This window comes from Burkholderia sp. AU17457, assembly GCF_002223255.1.
Classification (GTDB): Bacteria; Pseudomonadota; Gammaproteobacteria; order Burkholderiales; family Burkholderiaceae; genus Burkholderia; species Burkholderia sola.
In genome coordinates this window covers 391,020-407,136 of sequence record NZ_NKFB01000003.1, presented here as the reverse complement: position 1 = coordinate 407,136, position 16,117 = coordinate 391,020, and the positions used below count along the sequence as shown (strand labels likewise).

The following is a 16,117-nucleotide window of genomic DNA, read 5'->3' as shown; positions in this document are numbered from 1 at the left end:
CGGAATCACGACGCCGCACGCCTTGGTTGGGACGCGCAAGCATCGGGGAAACGGTATAAGTACCGTTCGAGGCCACGGTGTAAGAAGGCCGGCGCCTTCGCACACTGGGCGAGGCGGGCATACGCGGTGGCACCCACGCAAAAAACCAGCGTCTGGTGGCGCTGGCTGGGACTACGACATAAGCCGTCGAAGACGCCGTGCAGGATTCGGCGGACGGTGACGCGCTGCGTCAAAGATCGGTGATTGGCGGCTCGAAGCCTTTTACCCTGCAACCAATGTGAGCGGATTCTAGCAGGGTTTTATAGATCGTCAACACTATAAAACTTAAAAACTATAACAAAAAGTAATTTAAAACCCCTCTTCAGAACGCAATCCCCGTGCCGTAGGGGGTTTGCGCGCGGTCGACTTTTTTCTGCGCCGGGCGGCCAGGCGGCTGCACGGGTAAAATCGTCGGTCGATTCGGGGTCGCAGCCGGCCGCTGCGCCCGCCCATCGCTGCCCGTCCCTGCGGGTAGCTCGGACCTTCTTCATGAAATACAAAGACTTACGCGATTTCATTCAGCGCCTCGAGGCGCTCGGCGAGCTGCGGCGCGTCACGCAGCCCGTGTCGCCCGTGCTCGAAATGACCGAGCTGTGCGACCGCGTGCTGCGCGCCGGCGGCCCCGCGCTGCTGTTCAACGCGCCGCCCGGCAACGCGTTTCCGGTGCTCGGCAACCTGTTCGGCACGCCGCGCCGCGTCGCGCTCGGGATGGGCGTCGATGCGGGCGACGATGCCGCGCTCGGCTCGCTGCGCGATCTCGGACGCCTGCTGTCCGCGCTGAAGGAACCCGATCCGCCGAAGAGCCTGAAGGACGCCGGCAAGCTGCTGTCGCTCGCGAAGGCGGTGTGGGACATGGCGCCGAAGTCGGTGTCGTCGCCGCCGTGCCAGGAGATCGTCTGGGAAGGCGCCGACGTCGATCTGGACAAGCTGCCGATCCAGACCTGCTGGCCTGGCGATGCGGGGCCGCTCGTCACGTGGGGCCTGACGGTCACGCGCGGGCCGAACAAGTCGCGCCAGAATCTCGGCATCTACCGTCAGCAGCTGATCGGCCGCAACAAGCTGATCATGCGCTGGCTCGCCCATCGCGGCGGCGCGCTCGACTTCCGCGAGTTCGCGCTGCAGAACCCGGGCAAGCCGTATCCGGTCGCGGTCGTGCTCGGCGCCGATCCGGCGACGACGCTCGGCGCGGTGACGCCGGTGCCCGATTCGCTGTCCGAGTATCAGTTCGCCGGCCTGCTGCGCGGCAGCCGCACGGAACTCGCGAAGTGCCTGACGCCCGGCGTCGACACGCTGCAGGTGCCGGCGCGCGCGGAGATCGTGCTCGAAGGCTTCATTCATCCGCAGGAAGGCGCTCCCGGCCCCGCTCCGGCCGGCGCGCCGCCACGCCCGGCCGGCCATGCGGCGGCCGCATACGAGCACGCGCTCGAAGGGCCGTACGGCGACCATACCGGCTATTACAACGAGCAGGAGTGGTTTCCGGTGTTCACCGTCGAGCGCATCACGATGCGCCGCGACGCGATCTACCACTCGACCTACACGGGCAAGCCGCCCGACGAGCCCGCGGTGCTCGGCGTCGCGCTCAACGAGGTGTTCGTGCCGCTGCTGCAGAAGCAGTTCACGGAAATCACCGACTTCTACCTGCCGCCCGAAGGCTGCAGCTACCGGATGGCCATCGTCCAGATGAAGAAGAGCTACGCGGGCCATGCGAAGCGCGTGATGTTCGGCGTGTGGAGCTTCCTGCGGCAGTTCATGTATACGAAGTTCATCGTGGTCGTCGACGAGGACGTGAACATCCGCGACTGGAAGGAAGTGATCTGGGCGATCACGACACGTGTCGACCCCGTGCGCGACACGGTGATGGTCGACAGCACGCCGATCGACTATCTCGACTTCGCGTCGCCGGTGGCCGGACTCGGCTCGAAGATGGGGCTCGACGCGACCAACAAGTGGCCGGGCGAAACGAGCCGCGAATGGGGCCGCCCGATCGAGATGGACGCGGCCGTGAAGGCGCGCGTCGACCGGCTGTGGCAGGAGATCGGCCTCTGACGCCACACGGCCGGCGCGCGCCGGCCCGCGCATCGCAATCGCCGCAGGCATCCAGAAGATGAGCTTTCCACCCGCCTCCATGCTGTCCGACGGATTCTTTCTGTCGCTGTCGTTGTGTCTCGACATCGGCCTCGTGAACGTCGCGATGCTGTCGCTCACGCTGTCGCATGGCTTCCGGCCGGGCTTCTGGCTCGGCGTCGGGTCGTGCGTCGGCGATCTCGTCTACGCGGCGCTCGCGCTCGCGGGGATGGCCGTGCTGCTGCAGTTCGAACCCGTGCGCTGGATCGTGTGGATCGGCGGCGGCGCGGTGCTGCTGTTCCTGACGTGGAAGATGGCGCGCGAAGCACTGACGCCCGCAAAGTCGACCGACGACGCGGACGACGCACCTCAACCGCGGGCGAGCGCGCGGCGCAGCTTTCTGCGCGGGATGCTGCTCGCGATGTCGTCGCCGAGCGCGATCCTGTGGTTCGCGGCGGTCGGCGGTGCGCTGATCGCGAAAGCCGGTGCGACCACGCCGGCCACCGCGTCGATGTTCCTGTCGGGCTTTTTCCTCGGCGGCCTCGCGTGGACGCTCTTCATGTGCACGCTCGCGAGCCAGGGCCGCAAGCGCGCGGGCGCCGGGCTGATGCGGGCGTGTCACGTCGCGTCGGCGCTGCTGTTCGCGTACTTCTCGTACAGCGTGATCGCCGGCGGCTACCGCGACCTGATCGTGCACGCGGTGTAATCGCGGCCGCGCCGGCGACGGCGCCATATGTCACAGCCCCAATGAAAAACGGCGCAGCGCCCCTCGCGGGACGTTGCGCCGTTTTGCCGCGCGCGGTCGGGCCGCGCGGAGACGAATCAGCGACGCCAGTAGCCGTGATGGCCCCAGCCGCCGTAACCATGGCGCCAGTACGGGCGACCGTAGTAGCCGCCGACGACCACCGCGGGCGGCGGCGCATAGTAGGCCGGCGCCGGCGCGTAATAGACGGGCGGAGGCGGCGGCGCGTAGTACACGGGCGGCGGCGGTGCGTAGACGGGGTAAGCGGGTGCGACCGGGATGCCGATGCCGACCCCGATCGACACGTGAGCCTGCGCGGCGCTTGCGGCACCCAGGCCCAGCGCGGCGGCGGCGATGAACGGAATGAGCTTTTTCACTTCGATTCTCCTGCTGGAGCGGTATTTTAGGCGCTCCTGTCGGCAACGGCGGGCATGCACGTCGCATGCAAGCAATGTAGCGAAAACCCGCCCCGCGCGTATCGTGCATTTGTTGCAAATTGCAATTGCACGCGGCCGCAGCGGGCCGTCCGGCGCGGTGCCGGGCGTCGGCCGCGCGCCTTGCGGGTCGCGCGATTCCGTCCGAGGAGTCGGGTCCCGGCACGCCGACCGGTCAGTCTTACCGGATGCAGCGCGCACAGCGCGCACGCATACGTAATGAACGATTACAAATTCGACACAACATGCCGACATTCCACACCGGATGTGGCGGCGCAGTGTTTAGGGGTCGGATTCTACGATCCTGATTCGGCCGCGATGCCGGGCGGCGGCCCATCGACCTCTCTGCGTACCGGTAATTCATACACGCGGCAGCCCCGCAGCCGGTCTTCCGCGAAACGGCCGTCATTCCTGCGATACTGGCGGCTGCTTCGTTTTTGCTTACATCCGCCGCCATGCCGCTTCCCGACACACCCCGCCTCGGCTTCATCGGCGCCGGCCGCCTCGCGCGCTGTGTCGCGCAGCGTTTCGCGCAGGCCGGCTTCCCCGTCGTCGCGATCGCGAGCCGCACACCCGCGTCGGCCGCCGGCCTCGCCGCGCGCATCGACGGCTGCCGCGCGGTCGCCACCCCGCAGCAGGTGGTCGACGCCGCCGACCTGATCTTCGTGACGACGCCCGACGATCATCTCGCGTCGAGCGCCGCGGCGCTGCGCTTCGACGCACCGCGCGCCGCCGGCCAGGCGGTCGTCCATTGCAGCGGCGCATCGCCGGTCGCGCTGCTCGATCCGGCAAAGCAACAAGGCGCGGCCACCGGCGGCTTCCATCCGCTCTATCTGTTCGGCGGCAGCGACGCCGACCTCGCACGCATCGACGGCTGCTCGGTCACGATCGAAGCGGACGGTGCGCTGCACGCGACGCTGCTGCGACTTGCCGCCGCACTCGGCTGTCATCCGCTGTCGATTCCGGCCGGCGGCCGGATGCTGTATCACGCAGCCGCCCACTACGCGGCGAGCTTCGCGCTGTGCGGGCTGTCGGAAGCGGTCGAGCTGTGGCGCGGCCTCGGTTTCGACGAGGACGCCGCGCTGCGCGCGCTGCTGCCGATGCTCGCCGGCACGATCGAAACCGCGCGCGACAAGGGGCTCGCGAATGCGCTGGCCGGGCCGGTATCGCGCGGCGACACGGCCATCGTCGAGCGCCAGCTCGCGCTGCTCGAAGCGCGCGGCGGCGATCACGCGATGCTGTACGCGCTGCTGACGCGCCGCGCGGTCGCGCTCGCGGCAAAACGCGCGGCGCCGCCGGCGTCGCTGCCGGCGCTGGCCGAAGCCGTTGAAACGTCCCTCGCGCGCGCGACCACGCCCCCCTCCCCGTCGCGAGACGAGGCGTGATAAGGTGTCGGCCGATGCGCCGCCAACCGGCGTTGGCGGCCGCACGCTACTGACTGTATAAAAAGGATGCCAACGATGTTCGGCGAGATCGCCCGTTTTCTGCTCAATACCGTCTTCACGCTATTCGGCGCCGCGCTGATTCTGCGCGTCTGGATGCAGGCCGTCCGCGTGCCGCCGTACAACCCCGTCACGCAAGCCGTGCTGCAGGCGACCAACTGGCTCGTACTGCCGCTGCGCCGCGTGATCGCGGGCGTACGCGGCATCGACTGGGCCAGCGTCGTCGCCGCGCTGCTCACCGCGCTCGTCTATGTCGTGCTGATGGTCGTGATGGCCGGCTTCGATCCGGCCGCCGTGATCGCGACGCTCGTCGTGGTCGCGCTGCTCACCGTCGTGAAATGGGCGCTCAACCTCGTGATCTGGATGACGATCCTGATGGCGCTGCTGTCGTGGCTCAACCCGCGCTCGCCGGCGATGCCGATCCTCTACCAGCTCACCGCGCCGTTCCTGAACCCGCTGCGCCGCGTGATTCCGAACCTCGGCGGCATCGACCTGTCGCCGATCCTGCTGTTCGTGATCGTGCAGGTGCTGCTGATGGTCGTCACACGCGCCGCCGTGTCGCTGACGATGTTCGGCATCTGATCCGGCGCGACGCCTACGCCGCCGGCCCCTGCGCCGGCGGTGCGCCGAGTGTGTCGATCACGCCGAACTGCGCGGGCATCATCGCGTAGCACACGCGCACTTTCTCGTGCGACAACCGCTCGAGCAGCCGCTGCGCTTCGTCCTCGGTGACGATGAATTCGACCTCGATCGCAAGCGAACCCTGCAGTTCGAAAAAACGATCCTCGTGCAGCACGCGATGCTGGCCGAAACCGGCCATCGCGCGAAACGCGGAACCGCCCGCGACGCCCATTCGGTTCGCCTCGTCCAACAGCCATTCCCACAGCGGCTTCCAGTGCAACCGATGCTGCTCGTGCACGTAGAAGCGCAACAAGACCCTGTCCATCGCTCCCTCCGATGGCAGCCCGTTCAGGCCGCCGCGAGCCACGCGCGCGCGGTCCACATGCCGAGCGCCGTCAGCGCGAACGATCCAGTCAAGTGTAGGACAGCCACCGCCAACGCCCATCCGAATTCGCCGTCGAGCGCGTGCGTCATCACTTCGACCGAATAGGTCGAGAACGTCGTGAGGCCGCCGAGAAAGCCCGTGATCACGAACAGCCGCCACTCGGGCGGCAACCCGACGCGAACGGTGAACACGACGGCGGCCACGCCGATCACGTAGCCGCCGAGCAGGTTCGACGCGAGCGTGCCGAGCGGCACCGCGGGAAAGAACGCGTTGAGCGCGAGGCTCAGGAACCAGCGCAGCAACGCGCCGAGCCCGGCGCCGACGAAGATCGCGACGATCGAATAGAACAAGGGCACCCCTCACGGACAACGCCGCGCACGCGGCTACGCTGAACTGTATGCGGAATCGCGCCGCGCCGGCAATGCCGACGGGCCGCGCACGCAGGCGGCGGATCGTATCGCGATCGCATGACGCGTTTCACGATTTCCCCCGCGCGCGGCCGTGGATATTTACCGAACGATTACATCCGACATGACGAACCAATTTTGAATTCACCGATTATTCATCAGCTTTTTCAAAACCGATAAAGCAGCTCGACCGCGCGCAGGTTAATCCTGCAAACGCTTGTCCCATCAAGGCTCCACGTACTTTCCCTTATCAGACATTCCCGTATTCAGCCGATATTCGATGTAGTTATCGTCGTCGATTTCGTAGAATTGTTTCGCCACTCCACTCCATCGACATGGAGACTCGAAAAATGAACAATATCCGCCTGTCATCCATGTTGATCCCGGCGCTGTGCGCGTCGCTGCTCGCGTCGGGCGTCGCGCTCGCCGACGGCAACGGGCCGCCGTCCTACGTCGAAGGCAACCGCGCACCGAAAGGATTCGCACGCCCGCCGTTCCACACGAAACCGCGCGCGAGCACCGCCACGATCGCCGGTCTCACGCCGGCGCTCACCCGACATGCATACGGATTCGACACGATCGCGAACCAGGGCGACGGGATGATCGTCGCGATCGTCGACGCGTACGACGACCCGAAGATCGAAGCCGATCTCGGCGTGTTCAGCAATGCGTTCTCGCTGCCGCCCTGCACGTCGTCGAACGGCTGTTTCACCAAGGTGTACGCCCGCGGTGCCCGGCCCAAGCCCAATGCAGGCTGGTCACTCGAGATCTCGCTCGACGTCGAATGGGTGCATGCGATCGCGCCGAAGGCGAAGATCGTGCTCGTCGAGGCGGCATCGGCCAGCTTCAACGACCTGATGGCCGCGGTGGACGTCGCGGTCAAGCGCGGCGCGTCGGTCGTGTCGATGAGTTTCGGCGGCAACGAATTCAGCAGCGAGACCGGCTTCGACAGCCACTTCAACGTACCGGGCGTCACGTTCGTAGCGTCGTCCGGCGACAGCGGCACCGGCACCGAATACCCGGCCGCGTCGCCTTACGTGGTGTCCGTCGGCGGCACGACGCTGTCGTCGGATACGGCCGGCAATTACATCGGCGAGGCGGCGTGGAGCGGCAGCGGCGGCGGCGTGAGCAGCGTCGAGGCCGAGCCGGCCGGCCAGACCGCCTGGCCGATTCCGGTGGCCGGCAAGCGCGGCGTGCCCGACGTCAGTTACGACGCGAATCCGTCCAGCGGTTTCGCGGTGTACGACTCGGTCACCTATCAGGGGCAGGCCGGCTGGTTCCAGGTGGGCGGCACGAGCGCGGGTGCGCCGCAATGGGCGGCGCTCGTCGCGATCGCGAATTCGCTGCGCACGGCGGCCGGCAAGACATCGTTGAGCGGCGCCTACGACACGCTCTATGCGGTCGGCAAAACCGCGTACGGCAGCGACTTCCACGACGTGACGACCGGGTCCAACGGCAATTGCGGCAGCGTCTGCAGCGCGGCGGGCGGCTACGACTACGTGACGGGCCTCGGTTCGCCGATCGCGCCGGCGCTCGTGCAGGCGCTCGTCGCGCGGCCGTAAACCCGGGCCCCGGCCGGTCGCCTCGTGGCGCGTGGCTCAGCCGCCGCGCCACGCGCGGTCGAGCGCGTTCAACGTCGCCCGCGCACCGCCCTTCAGCCCGATCACGTCCGCCCGGCGCGCATGCGCGTCGCGCGTGTTGATGCGGATCACGTCGGCGCCGAGCCGTTCGCTCAGCAGACGCACGGTCGGAATCGCGGTGCCCGCGCCGATCTCGACCACGGCGACGCGCCCGGCCCGCGCGATCCAGTCTTCGAGCGCGCGCTCCTGCGCGTCGTAGCGCGCACCGAGCCAGCCGGTGTCGCCGAACATCAGGATGTTCGGTCGCGCGAGACCGCCGCAGTGCGGGCAGCGCGGCATGTCGCCAACGAGGCGGCACGTCGCTTCGTCGACCGCCGGCACGAATGTCGCCGCGTCCCACGTGTCGTCCGTGCACGGGCGCAGGCACTGCATCGCATGAATCGAACCGTGGATCTCGACGATGCGCGCCGGATCGAAGCCGGCCGTCTGGAACTGGCCGTCGACGTTGCTCGTCAGCACGAAGCCGCCGTTCGGCATCGCATCGATCCAGCGGCGCAGGATCGCGAAGCCCGCATGCGGCGTCGTCGCGCGGTAAAGCGCGAGACGATGCCCGTAGAAGCCCCATGCGAGCGCCGCACGCGCACGAAACGCGTGCGGCGACGCGATCTCGTGGAATTCGAAACGCTCGTGGCGCAGCGCCGGATACGCGCGCCAGAAACCGTCCGTACCGCGAAAATCGGGCAGCCCGGAATCGACGCCGATGCCCGCGCCGGCCGTGACGAGCAATGCGTCGGCGCGCGCGAGTGCGGCGACGGCGGACGCGACGAGATCGGCGGGAAGCGGCGCGGCGGCGGAGTCGGCGGAGTCGGCGGAGTCGGCGGGATCAGCGGGATCAGCGGGATCAGCGGGATCAGCGGGATCGGAAAGCGGCATGATGGAAAAACGGTGGCGTCGAACGTTGCGCGGGTGGCGTCGCGATCATACGCCGGTTCGGGTGTCGCGCCGCATCGGCGACGCAACGGCGTGGCGCTGCGCGCGTGCGGCAGCCGGCGATGCGAATGCGCGCCGTCCGCAAGCGCCGCACCGGCGATGCCGCGATCCGGCGCCTACACTTGCTCAGTGAGCCGATTCGTCCTGCGCAACCGGCATCTCGTCGACCGCGAAATAGACCGGCTTGCCGAGTTGCCGCGCGAGCGCGACGTCCGCATCCGCCCCGCGCGACGCGCCATCGATGCGCAGTACCGCATCGCAACGCCGCAGCAGCCGGTGCGCGGCCGGATACAGGAACGCCTCGCCGATCGCGTCGCCCACCTGCGTCGAGCCGGCCGCGGCCGCGAGCGGCAACGACACCCATTCGCCGATCATCGGCACGTGCCCGCGGCGATACACGGCGAGCGCCGCTGCTTCCAGCCGGTGCAGGTTCGCGGCGATGCGCGCCGGGTCGCCGTCCGTGCCGCTGCGATACGGGCCGGCGATCAGCACGAGCCGCGGCGTCATGCGGCGCGCGCGCCGGCGGTTTCCCGCAGCGCGACGTACTGCAGCAGCATGATCGTCTTCGCGTCGACGATCTCGCCGCGCTCGATCGCGTCCAGCGCCGCCTGCAGCGGCATCTCGACGACCTCCAGATCCTCGCCCTCTTCCGCGACGCCGCCGCCCGCGCCGGTGCGCAGCGACGCATCGTATTCGCCGACGAAGAAATGCAGCTTCTCCGTCACGGAACCCGGGCTCATGAACGCCTCGAACACCTTGCGCACGCCGCGCACGCGATAGCCGGTCTCCTCCTCGGCCTCCGCGCGGATGCGCGCCTCGGGCGTGTCGTCGTCGAGCAGCCCGGCGGCCGCCTCGAGCAGCATGCCGTCGTGTCCGCTCACGAACGCCGGCATCCGGAACTGGCGCGTCAGCAGCACGTCGCCCGTCTCGGCATGACGCAGCAGGATCGTCGCGCCGTTGCCGCGATCGTAGGTCTCGCGGCTCAGGCGCTGCCACGTTCCGTCGCGGCGCAGGAAATCGAACGTCACCTTGCGCAGCACATACCAGTCGTCGGACAGCACCGTCGTATCGACGATGCGCACCCGCTCCCGCGTTGCAGCCATTCCAGCCATTGCAGCCTCCGGTTCGACAAAGGACGGCGCTCATGGTAACGTGCATATTCGTGCAATTTCAAGAATTTTCGTGCAAACACGATGCTGACGACGCAACGCAAGAAGGCGATCCTCGATGCGCTCGCGCGCGACGGCCAGGTACTGGCCGCCGAGCTGAGCGTGCAATTCGGCGTGTCCGAAGACACGGTGCGCCGCGACCTGCGCGAGCTCGCGGCCGAAGGGCTGTTGCAGCGCGTGCATGGCGGTGCGCTGCCGGCGTCGCCGACCGTCGCGCCGTTCGCGCAGCGCGAGGCGCTCGACACCACGGAGAAGCGGCGCATCGCGCGGCGAGCCGCGCAGATGATCGCGCCCGGACAGGTGGCGATCGTCGATGGCGGCACGACCTCCGCGCTACTCGTCAGCCAGTTGCCGGCCGACCTGCGCGCGACGATCGTCACGCACAGCCCGAGCGTCGCGGTCGCGCTGGCCGCGCATCCGTCGATCGACGTGATCCTGATCGGCGGGCGGCTCTACAAGCACTCGATCGTCGCGGTCGGCGCGGCGGCGATGGAAGGCATCGCGCGCATTCATGCGGACCTGTATTTCATGGGCGTCACGGGCGTGCATCCGGTCGCCGGCCTGAGCACCGGCGATTTCGAGGAAGCGGCGATCAAGCGCGCGCTGAGCGAACGCGCGGCCGAGACGATCGTGCTCGCGTCGCAATCGAAGCTGCGCGCGGCATCGCAGTTCGTGATCGGTGACATCTCGCTGGCGCAGACGGTCGTCGTCGAGAAGGAAACCGACGCCGCGCTGACGAAGCCGATCGAGGCGGCGGGCGTGACGGTGGTGCGCGCGTAGCGTGCGATGCATTGGTATTCGCGCTTGTCAGCTCGGTTGCAAAGTGTCGTCGCGCAGGCGCCCGAATCGATGTCAGCGTGCTGACAGGCACCGCTTGCTAACATGGGCGATCGCCCGATCGCCACGTGTCCGCCCGCCCGATGCCCTCGCCCTCCGCCCCGACTTCCTCGGCACCGCCCGCAGGCGACGCACCGTCGCCGGGCGTCCTCGCGCTGTTCGTCGCGTTCGCGCAGATCGGCCTGACCAGCTTCGGCGGCGGGCTCAGCGGCCGAATGATGCGCGACTTCGTGCACGAGCGACGCTGGCTCGACGAAGAGGCGTTCCTCAACGGTCTCGCGCTGTCGCAGGCGTTGCCGGGCGTCAACGTGAAGAACCTCGCGATCTGGATCGGCTACCGGCTCGCCGGATGGCGCGGCGCGGTGGCCGGCTTCACCGGCATCATCGCGCCGCCGGCCGTGCTGATCGTGCTGTTCGGCGTCGCGTTCTCGACGCTTACGCGCTTTCCGCTCACGCATGTCGCGCTCGCCGGGGCGGCGGCCGCGGCGATCGGGCTGTCGATCTCGATGGCCGTCACCGCGGTGCGCCGGCTGCCGCGCCGCGTGCTGCCGTTCGCGATCATGACGCTCACCTTCGTGTCGGTTGCGGTACTGCACTGGCCGCTCGTGTGGACCGTGCTGATCGGCGGCACGCTGAGCGTCGCGCTCGAATACCGTCGCGCGGCCGCCGCGCCGGTCGGGAGCGACGCACGATGAACGCATCTTCGCGGTACGCAGCACTGTTCGGCGTGTTCGCGCCGCTATCGATTGCAACGATCGGCGGCGGGCAGGCGGTCATCGCGGATATCCAGCGGCAGGTTGTCGACGTGCATCACTGGATGAGCGCCACACAATTCGTCAACGACTTCGCGATCGCACGGATGGCGCCTGGCCCCGGCTCGCTGCTGGCTACGCTGATCGGCTGGCAGGTGGCCGGCTTCTGGGGCGCGGTGATCGCGACGCTCGCGCTGTTCGGCCCGACCGCGTTCCTGATCTACGGCGTCGCGCATCTATGGCGGCGGCACCGGGGCGCGCGCTGGCAGATCGCGCTCGAAGCCGGCCTGCGTCCGGTTGCGGCCGGCATGATCCTCGCGTCGGTGTGCGTGCTGCTGCAGGCGCTCGACGGCGGGTGGGCCGCACGCGCGATCGCGATTGTGTCGACGCTGTGCGTGATGTACACGCGCGTTCATGCGCTGCTGTTGATCGCGGTGGGTGCACTGTTGCTCGTCGGCTTGCACGTGCTCGGCGGCGTGTAGCGCGGCGCCATTGCCTTTACGTTGCGACGCTGCCTGGGCGCCTAGACGTCCTGACGCCTGGACGGCGGCGACACACCGGCGCGCTCGGACAACAGCCGGAGTAGCGCGGGAATGCCGCGGTGCGCGATCGACGCGCTGTAGGCGTCAGCGGCCCGCTATCGACACCGATCCCGATACCGCGCGGAATACGTCGTGCGCGTGGGCATGCAGCTCGAATCCGATGCCCGGCGCTTGCGGCACGCGCGCGTATCCCGCATCGACGATTTCGCCATCGGCGAGTCCGCTGAACGGATGGAATGCGAACGGGCTGACTTCCGCACCGCCGAGCCCGAGCGCCGCGACGACGTGCAACGAGAACAGATGGCCGCCGTGCGGCCAGAACGCGTCGTGCCGCCAGCCGCGCGATACGAAGTGATCGACGATCTGCAGATAGCCCGGCAACCCGTAGCCGTGCACGGGATCGAACACCAGTACGTCGCGGTCGTTGCGCAAGCCGCCGTAACGGTCGAGCAGCTTCGCTTCCGCGAGCGAGAACAGCGCTTCGCCTGCCGCGATCGGCGGCGCGTATCGCGTGGCCACGTCTGCCTGGAGCGGCAGGTCGAGCGGATCGCAGATGTCCTCGAACCACCAGAGGCCGAACGGCGCGAGCATGTTGGCCGCCTCGTGGGCGGTCGTCGCGTCGTACGCGTTCATCGCGTCGACTGCGAGATGCGCAGGGCTGGCGAGCTGAGCGGCCGCGGTTTCGATGCGGCGCCGGTCCTGCTCGAGATCCGCGCCGCCGATCTTGATCTTCGCGTGCGTGTAACCGAGATCGACGATCCGGCGCATCTCGTCCGACAGGCGCGCGAGATCGTCATGCGGATAGCGGTAGCCGCCGCCCGCGTACACGCGCACGCGCGACTGCGGCGTGCGTTCGAGACGATCGGCGAGAAAGCCGTGCAACGGCAGGTCGGCGATCTTCGCGGCGGCGTCCCAGATCGCCATGTCGAGCGTGCCGACCGCGACGCAGCGTTCGCCGTGCCCGCCCGGCTTCTCGCCGGCCATCATCGCGCGCCACGCGCGGAACGGGTCGAGGTTGGTGCCGGCTTCGTCGGCGAGTGCGTCGGCGGCGGCGAGCAGACGCGGCGCGAACCGTTCGCGGATGAGGCCACCCTGCGCGAAGCGGCCGATCGACGCGTAGCCGTAGCCCGTCACCGGGCGGCCGCCGCGCACGATGTCGGTAACGACCGCGACGACGCTCGTCGTCAGGCCGCCGGACGGAATCGCCGGATCGGCATAGCGGGACACGGGAATCGCACGTTCGTGGATCGCGGTGATGCGCATGGTCGGGGCTCCGGAGGGGTGTCCGGCGCAGACGGAAGGTTCAGGCGCTGCAGCGGAAACGGTGGGCGGATCGCTGCATCTTAGGGGTTTGCGCGACAGCGTGCAGGACCGGTAGCGAGCGTCATCGCGTCGTCGCAGAACAACCGCGCGTCGAATTCGTCATGGGGGGCGATCGGATAGCGGAGCGCGCCGAGCACGCGCCCATCCTCGGCGCGCTGCTTCCGAACTGGGTGACTTTTATTGAGCCGGAATCTTCGCTCGCCCCTTCCGGCTTCGTGAACCGCGAAGACGCGGGGCGATGACGGTATGCATGGGTCGGGTCGGGTCGAATCGACCGCCCCGCTCAGGCGAAGACGAAGTACTTGCGGACCGTCTCCACCACTTCCCACGTGCCTTTCATGCCGGGTTCGATCACGAACACGTCGCCGGCTTTGAGGTGCACCGGCTCCTCACCTTCCGGCGTGATGATGCAGTAGCCATCGAGGAAGTGGCAGTACTCCCATTTTTCATAATTCACCTCGAACTTGCCCGGCGTGCAGATCCAGGTGCCCATGATCTTGCTGCCGTCCTTCGAGACGTACGCGTTGAGGTTCACGGTGTGCGGATCGCCGCCAATGCGCTTCCATTTGGTCGCGTCGAGGACAGGCGTCGGGCAGGTTTTGCGCAGAACGGTGATGAAATCGGACATGTCGGCTCCAGACTGATGATCGTATGAGAGACCTGTCACGTTAGTTCGAAAGCTTTACCCGGGCTTGTATGCTTCCGACGCCGACTCGTCCATTTTCGACATGGGCTGGCGGGCCGGCCGGGCCGCACCCGTTTCGATACCGGCGGCCAAGACGCCCCGCTTGCCATCCCCACCCAAACCCCTGTAGAATCGCCAATTCTGCGGGCGTCGTATAATGGCCATTACCTCAGCTTCCCAAGCTGATGACGTGGGTTCGATTCCCATCGCCCGCTCCACTTTGCGGCTGCACGACAGCCTGCGCATGAGCCGCCTCGTCGAAGGCGGCTTTTTTGTACCATGCGCCGAATCGCCCGGCAGCATTGCTGCGCAACGGGCCCTCGCCCGAACCGAGCCTTTCTCTGTACCGATGATGCACGACGATCCGAACGAAGCCGGCCTGCCGCCGCACGACGACGCCATTCCCGACGAAGCCGACCAAGCCGGCGCAGGCGCCGACGAAGTCAATCCGCTGCACCGCCGCCGCATCCGCAGCTTCGTGACGCGTGCCGGCCGCGTGTCGACCGGCCAGCGCCGCGCGCTCGACGAATTCGGCCCGCGCTTCGTCGTCCCGTATGCGCCGGAACTGCCGGACTGGAACGCGATCTTCGGCCGCAGCGCGCCGCGCATCCTCGAGATCGGTTTCGGGATGGGCGCATCGACCGCGGAAATCGCCGCGCATCGCCCGGGTGACGATTTCCTCGGCGTCGAGGTACACGAGCCGGGCGTCGGCGCGCTGCTGAAGCTGATCGGCGAGCAGGATCTGACGAACATCCGCATCATCCAGCACGACGCGGTCGAGGTGCTCGAGCACATGATCGCGCCGGAAAGCCTCGACGGCGTCCACATCTTCTTCCCCGACCCGTGGCACAAGGCGCGTCACCACAAGCGCCGGCTGATCCAGCCGCCGCTCGTCGCGCATCTCGCATCGCGCCTGAAGCCCGGCGCGTACCTGCACTGCGCGACCGACTGGCAGAACTACGCGGAGCAGATGCTGGACGTGCTCGGCGCGGAACCGACGCTCGAAAACACGGCCGCCGATTACGCGCCGCGCCCCGACTACCGCCCGGTGACGAAGTTCGAACGGCGTGGGCTGCGGCTCGGCCACGGCGTGTGGGACCTGGTGTTCCGCAAGCGCGCAAGCTGAGCGTCCCACCCTGCGCAGAATGAAAAATCCCGACCGGCGTCTCGCGCCGGTCGGGATTTTTTCATGGAGCGGCGCATCGACCGCTCGCCAGCCTCACGCCCAGTTCAGCCAGCCGCTGTAACCCACCAGCAACACGAACAGCCCGAACGCGATCCGGTACCACGCGAACACCGTGAAATCGTGCGTCGCGACGTAGCGCAGCAGCCAGCGCACGCACACGAACGCGCTGACGAACGCCGACACGAGCCCGAGCGCGAACAGGCCGAGCGAATCGACGGTGAACGCCTGCCAGTCCTTCACGGTTTCGTAGAGCGTCGCGCCGAAGATGATCGGAATCGCGAGGAAGAACGAGAATTCGGTGGCCACGCGTCGGTCGAGACCGAACAGCATCCCGCCGATGATCGTCGAGCCCGAGCGCGACATGCCGGGCACCAGCGCGAAGCACTGCGCGAGTCCGACCTTGAGCGCGTCGAGCGGCGTCAGCGCGTCGACCGACATCACGCGCGGCGGCTCGCCGCGTTCGCGCTGCCGCGCCTCGGCCCACAGGATGATCGCGCCGCCCACGACGAGCGCGAACGCGACGGGCACCGGCGAGAACAGCACGGCCTTGATCTTCTTCTCGAACAGGAGGCCGAGCGCGATCGCGGGAATCGTCGCGATCACGACGTTCAGCGCGAAGCGCTGCGCGTCGGGCCGGCTCGGCAGCCCGGACACGACGGACACGATCCGCTGCCGGTATTCCCAGCAGACCGCGAGGATCGCGCCGAACTGGATCACGACGTCGAACGTCTTCGCGTGCGAATCGTTGAAATTGAGGAAGCTGCCCGCGACGATCAGGTGACCGGTGCTCGACACCGGCAGGAATTCCGTCAGCCCCTCGACGACGCCGAGGATCAATGCCTTGCAGATCAGGATCCAGTCCATCCGTGGCCCAACTCCGAAATGGTCGAAAGAAAAGGCCACTCTTGCGCGCGCGGCC

At 67.9% G+C, this 16,117-nt stretch carries 18 protein-coding genes and 1 tRNA gene; 10 read left to right on the top strand and 9 right to left on the bottom strand.

Translation table 11 applies throughout. From position 1 onward, the window contains the following. The first annotated feature begins 528 nt into the window (after nucleotides 1-528). Both CFB49_RS04265 and CFB49_RS04260 read left to right on the top strand, forming a co-directional pair. The gene (locus CFB49_RS04265; RefSeq protein ID WP_069621144.1) at nucleotides 529-2,085 is read left to right on the top strand and encodes a UbiD family decarboxylase; all 1,557 of its coding nucleotides are present in this window, start codon (nucleotides 529-531) and stop codon (nucleotides 2,083-2,085) included. Between the two features lie 58 nt (nucleotides 2,086-2,143). Continuing rightward, nucleotides 2,144-2,809, top strand: a complete 666-nt coding sequence (locus tag CFB49_RS04260; RefSeq protein WP_089490760.1) for a LysE family transporter — start codon at nucleotides 2,144-2,146, stop codon at nucleotides 2,807-2,809. 116 nt (nucleotides 2,810-2,925) lie between these two features. Here CFB49_RS04260 and CFB49_RS04255 read toward each other — a convergent pair whose 3' ends face one another. Continuing rightward, nucleotides 2,926-3,222 (bottom strand): hypothetical protein, encoded by a 297-nt coding sequence (locus CFB49_RS04255; protein WP_006488565.1) that lies wholly within the window; start codon nucleotides 3,220-3,222, stop codon nucleotides 2,926-2,928. Nucleotides 3,223-3,734: 512 nt separating this feature from the next. Between CFB49_RS04255 and CFB49_RS04245 the strand changes: the two genes are divergently transcribed. Together CFB49_RS04245 and CFB49_RS04240 are read left to right on the top strand one after the other, a co-directional pair. Further along, nucleotides 3,735-4,664: a Rossmann-like and DUF2520 domain-containing protein gene (locus tag CFB49_RS04245; protein ID WP_089490759.1), complete on the top strand. Its 930-nt coding sequence runs from the start codon at nucleotides 3,735-3,737 to the stop codon at nucleotides 4,662-4,664. Nucleotides 4,665-4,739: 75 nt separating this feature from the next. After that, the gene (locus CFB49_RS04240) at nucleotides 4,740-5,303 is read left to right on the top strand and encodes a YggT family protein (protein WP_069621147.1); all 564 of its coding nucleotides are present in this window, start codon (nucleotides 4,740-4,742) and stop codon (nucleotides 5,301-5,303) included. A 13-nt stretch (nucleotides 5,304-5,316) separates the two neighbouring features. Here CFB49_RS04240 and CFB49_RS04235 read toward each other — a convergent pair whose 3' ends face one another. Together CFB49_RS04235 and crcB are read right to left on the bottom strand one after the other, a co-directional pair. Then, nucleotides 5,317-5,667, bottom strand: a complete 351-nt coding sequence (locus CFB49_RS04235) for a DUF190 domain-containing protein (protein ID WP_089491411.1) — start codon at nucleotides 5,665-5,667, stop codon at nucleotides 5,317-5,319. Between the two features lie 23 nt (nucleotides 5,668-5,690). Beyond that, nucleotides 5,691-6,077: a fluoride efflux transporter CrcB gene (crcB, locus tag CFB49_RS04230; protein ID WP_069621148.1), complete on the bottom strand. Its 387-nt coding sequence runs from the start codon at nucleotides 6,075-6,077 to the stop codon at nucleotides 5,691-5,693. Nucleotides 6,078-6,484: 407 nt separating this feature from the next. On the opposite strand from crcB, the gene CFB49_RS04225 reads away from it, so the two are divergent. After that, entirely contained in the window at nucleotides 6,485-7,696 is a 1,212-nt protein-coding gene (locus CFB49_RS04225) for a S53 family peptidase (RefSeq protein WP_069621149.1), read from the top strand. 36 nt (nucleotides 7,697-7,732) lie between these two features. Here CFB49_RS04225 and CFB49_RS04220 read toward each other — a convergent pair whose 3' ends face one another. The 3 genes from CFB49_RS04220 to CFB49_RS04210 all read right to left on the bottom strand — a co-directional run bounded on the left by CFB49_RS04220 (nucleotide 7,733) and on the right by CFB49_RS04210 (nucleotide 9,807). Continuing rightward, the gene (locus tag CFB49_RS04220; protein WP_089490758.1) at nucleotides 7,733-8,647 is read right to left on the bottom strand and encodes an SIR2 family NAD-dependent protein deacylase; all 915 of its coding nucleotides are present in this window, start codon (nucleotides 8,645-8,647) and stop codon (nucleotides 7,733-7,735) included. 183 nt (nucleotides 8,648-8,830) lie between these two features. Further along, a complete protein-coding gene (locus tag CFB49_RS04215; protein ID WP_069621151.1) occupies nucleotides 8,831-9,211 on the bottom strand; it encodes a DUF4406 domain-containing protein in 381 nt (126 codons plus the stop codon). Continuing rightward, on the bottom strand, nucleotides 9,208-9,807 hold the full coding sequence (locus CFB49_RS04210; RefSeq protein ID WP_089490757.1) for an NUDIX domain-containing protein: 600 nt from the start codon (nucleotides 9,805-9,807) through the stop codon (nucleotides 9,208-9,210). Before CFB49_RS04210 ends, CFB49_RS04215 begins: the two co-directional genes overlap by 4 nt. Before the next feature lie 90 nt (nucleotides 9,808-9,897). On the opposite strand from CFB49_RS04210, the gene CFB49_RS04205 reads away from it, so the two are divergent. The 3 genes from CFB49_RS04205 to CFB49_RS04195 all read left to right on the top strand — a co-directional run bounded on the left by CFB49_RS04205 (nucleotide 9,898) and on the right by CFB49_RS04195 (nucleotide 11,944). Continuing rightward, nucleotides 9,898-10,653: a DeoR/GlpR family DNA-binding transcription regulator gene (locus CFB49_RS04205; protein WP_089490756.1), complete on the top strand. Its 756-nt coding sequence runs from the start codon at nucleotides 9,898-9,900 to the stop codon at nucleotides 10,651-10,653. A gap of 140 nt (nucleotides 10,654-10,793) precedes the next feature. Further along, nucleotides 10,794-11,405: a chromate transporter gene (locus CFB49_RS04200; protein WP_089490755.1), complete on the top strand. Its 612-nt coding sequence runs from the start codon at nucleotides 10,794-10,796 to the stop codon at nucleotides 11,403-11,405. After that, a complete protein-coding gene (locus CFB49_RS04195; RefSeq protein ID WP_089490754.1) occupies nucleotides 11,402-11,944 on the top strand; it encodes a chromate transporter in 543 nt (180 codons plus the stop codon). Before CFB49_RS04200 ends, CFB49_RS04195 begins: the two co-directional genes overlap by 4 nt. Nucleotides 11,945-12,088: 144 nt before the next feature. On the opposite strand, the gene CFB49_RS04190 is transcribed toward CFB49_RS04195, so the two are convergent. Both CFB49_RS04190 and CFB49_RS04185 read right to left on the bottom strand, forming a co-directional pair. After that, nucleotides 12,089-13,267: an enolase C-terminal domain-like protein gene (locus CFB49_RS04190; RefSeq protein ID WP_089490753.1), complete on the bottom strand. Its 1,179-nt coding sequence runs from the start codon at nucleotides 13,265-13,267 to the stop codon at nucleotides 12,089-12,091. Nucleotides 13,268-13,610: 343 nt separating this feature from the next. Further along, the gene (locus tag CFB49_RS04185) at nucleotides 13,611-13,955 is read right to left on the bottom strand and encodes a cupin domain-containing protein (RefSeq protein ID WP_027783759.1); all 345 of its coding nucleotides are present in this window, start codon (nucleotides 13,953-13,955) and stop codon (nucleotides 13,611-13,613) included. A gap of 200 nt (nucleotides 13,956-14,155) precedes the next feature. On the opposite strand from CFB49_RS04185, the gene CFB49_RS04180 reads away from it, so the two are divergent. Both CFB49_RS04180 and trmB read left to right on the top strand, forming a co-directional pair. Further along, nucleotides 14,156-14,230 (top strand) — tRNA-Gly (locus CFB49_RS04180). A 131-nt stretch (nucleotides 14,231-14,361) separates the two neighbouring features. Then, nucleotides 14,362-15,138 (top strand): tRNA (guanosine(46)-N7)-methyltransferase TrmB, encoded by a 777-nt coding sequence (gene trmB / locus CFB49_RS04175; protein ID WP_089490752.1) that lies wholly within the window; start codon nucleotides 14,362-14,364, stop codon nucleotides 15,136-15,138. A gap of 93 nt (nucleotides 15,139-15,231) precedes the next feature. Here the strand turns inward: trmB and CFB49_RS04170 are convergent, their stop codons facing one another. Continuing rightward, on the bottom strand, nucleotides 15,232-16,062 hold the full coding sequence (locus CFB49_RS04170) for an undecaprenyl-diphosphate phosphatase (protein ID WP_089490751.1): 831 nt from the start codon (nucleotides 16,060-16,062) through the stop codon (nucleotides 15,232-15,234). Between the last annotated feature and the right edge of the window lie 55 nt (nucleotides 16,063-16,117).